Source organism: Corallococcus aberystwythensis (assembly GCF_003612165.1).
GTDB lineage: Bacteria > Myxococcota > Myxococcia > Myxococcales > Myxococcaceae > Corallococcus > Corallococcus aberystwythensis.
On the sequence record NZ_RAWK01000526.1, the window covers coordinates 1 to 1563 of the forward strand.

Sequence of the window (1563 nt, forward strand, 5' to 3'; positions counted from 1 at the left end):
CCAGCGGCTCCGCGGGCAGCTCCAGCGTCAGCTGCTCCGCGCGCTCGCGCCGCGTCACCTGGATGCGCTCCACCACCTCGCGGGCCAGGGCCGTCAGGTCCATGGGCGCCACCGTCAGCGTGAAGCGTCCGGACTGCAACCTCGACACGTCCAGCATGTCGCCAATCAGCCGCGTCAGCCGGTCCACCTGCCGGTTCAGCCGGGCAATGGTCTCGCGCTGCCGCTCCGGATTCGTCCCCTGGCCGGAGCCCAGCTGGCGGATGAGCAGGTCCAGCGTCGCCCTCAGGGGCGTCAGCGGCGTGCGCAGCTCGTGGCTCGCCATGGACAGGAATTGATCCCGGATGGCGATGGCCTCGCGCAGCTCCTTCTGCGTACGGTCGATGCGCGCCGCCATGTCGTTGAAGCTCGACGCCAGCTGCGCGACCTCGTCGTCACCTTCCGCCCGCACCCGCCGCTCCTGCGCGGGCGTGCCCAGCGCGGCGAAGCCGTCCCGCAGCGTCTCCAGCCGCTGCGCCACGTCCCGCCCCGCCCACTGCGACAGCAGCAGCGCGATGGCGCCCGCCAGCACCGCGATGGCCACCACCCACGCGCCCATGCGCGTCACCGGCGCGAACGTTTCACGCAGCCGCGCCGTCACCGCCACCGTCCACGGCGTGCCCGCCACCTGCGCGTGCGCCACCAGCAGGCGGTGCCCCGACGCATCGAGCGCCTCCCGCATCCCCTCCGGTGCCGTCAGCGCCTCCTCGCCCAGGAGTTCCAGCAGGGGCGCGCGGGTGAGCACGTTCCCCCGCGCCGTCTCGCGCAGCAGCGTCCCGTCGCGCCGGTCGAACAGCTCCACGTGGTAGCTGCGCGAGGCCAGCGTCGGCTGCAATCCCAGCCGCTGCAATGACAGCCCTCCCACGAGGATGACCCGCGTGCCGTCCCCCGCGTCCACCGGCACCGTGAAGACGACGAAGGGCAGGCCCGCGCGGGTGAGGAAGGGCCGCGACAGGAGCACCTCGTCGGCGCCCTTCAACGCGTCCTGGAAATAGGCCCGCTGCGCGAAGTTGCCGACGATGCGATTGAGCCGCACGGAGGGCACCAGCGTCTCGCCGGCGGCGTCCAGCAGCCACGCCGCGTCGAACAGCGTGACCTCGCTCTCCAGAAACTCCACCGTCTCCCGCATGCGCTGACGGTCCCCGGCGCGCACCGCGGCGATGAAGCCCGCGTCCCGGCTCTGCGCACGCAGCAGCGAGCGCGCCAGGGTGGCCGTCTGCTCCAACCACGCCGTCTCCGCGGCCACTGCCTGCCAGGCCTTGCCGCGCAGCTCCGCCTCCAGGGCCCGCTGCGCGAGGTACGACGTCACCGCGCCCACGACCACGATGGGCAGCACCGACGCCAGCGCCATGCCGCGGAACAGCCGCCAGCGCACCCCCGCCAGCGACGGCCACTGGCGCACCCCCGCCAGCAGCGCGCACGCCAGCGCCAGCACGCCGTACACGCCCACCCCCGTCCACGAGCCGCGCGCCGCCAGCACGACCGTCATGTAGAGGAAGGCGGTGCTCAGCCCGCCCAGGGCCACCC

At 73.7% G+C, this 1563-nt stretch carries 1 protein-coding gene; it reads right to left on the reverse strand.

The genetic code is table 11. The annotated features are described in order from the left end of the window. Positions 1–1563, reverse strand: a 1563-nt coding sequence (locus tag D7W81_RS41185; protein ID WP_147445839.1) for a sensor histidine kinase, incomplete at both ends; no start/stop codon positions are given.